Origin of the sequence: Pseudomonas kitaguniensis, from assembly GCF_009296165.1 — a bacterium.
Lineage (GTDB): Bacteria > Pseudomonadota > Gammaproteobacteria > Pseudomonadales > Pseudomonadaceae > Aquipseudomonas > Aquipseudomonas kitaguniensis.
This window is the reverse complement of the sequence record NZ_VUAZ01000253.1, coordinates 1-716: the sequence shown is the minus strand read 5'-3', so window position 1 is coordinate 716 and position 716 is coordinate 1. Positions and strand designations below refer to the sequence as shown.

Annotated in this window: 1 pseudogene; it reads left to right on the top strand. The window is 61.0% G+C overall.

What is annotated here, in order from left to right:
• Window positions 1–716 (top strand): annotated as a pseudogene (locus F0169_RS27200) (AMP-binding protein); the annotation flags it as partial.

Genomic DNA, 716 nt, shown 5'->3' with positions numbered 1-716 from the left:
TTGCTCAACGGCTACGGCCGACCGAAGCCACTACGTTCTCGACCACCTATGAAATCAAACGGGCAGACGAGGGCAGCATTCCTATCGGGCGCCCGGTCGGTAATAGCCGCGCCTACGTGCTGGATGCGCGTCAACAACCCGTGCCGGTGGGCGTCACTGGCGAGCTGTATATCGGCGGCCAAGGCGTAGCGTTGGGCTACTTGAACCGTGCGGACCTCACCGCAGAGAAATTCCTCGCCGACCCGTTCAGCAACGCTGGCCTGATGTACCGCACTGGCGACCTGGTAGCGTGGCGTGTCGACGGCACCTTGCAGTACCAGGGACGCAACGACCAGCAAGTAAAAATCCGTGGTTTCCGCATCGAGCTCGTGAAATCGAAACCTTGCTGGGCGAACACCCGCAGGTCAAGGACGTGGTGGTGTTGGCGCGTGAAGACGAGCCAGGAAACAAGCGCTTGGTGGCGTATTTCACTGAACGCGATGCGGTTGCAATCGAAGCACTGCGCGACCATCTGCAAGCGCAGTTGCCGGATTACATGGTGCCCGCCGCGTATGTGCGCCTGGACAACCTGCCGCTGACCAACAACGGCAAAGTCGACCGCAAGGCGCTGCCGCTGCCGGACCAAGACGCGCTGCTCAGCCGTGGTTACGAAGCACCACAAGGTGAAGTGGAAACCCTGCTGGCGCAGATCTGGGCGACCTGCTCAAGGTTGAGCA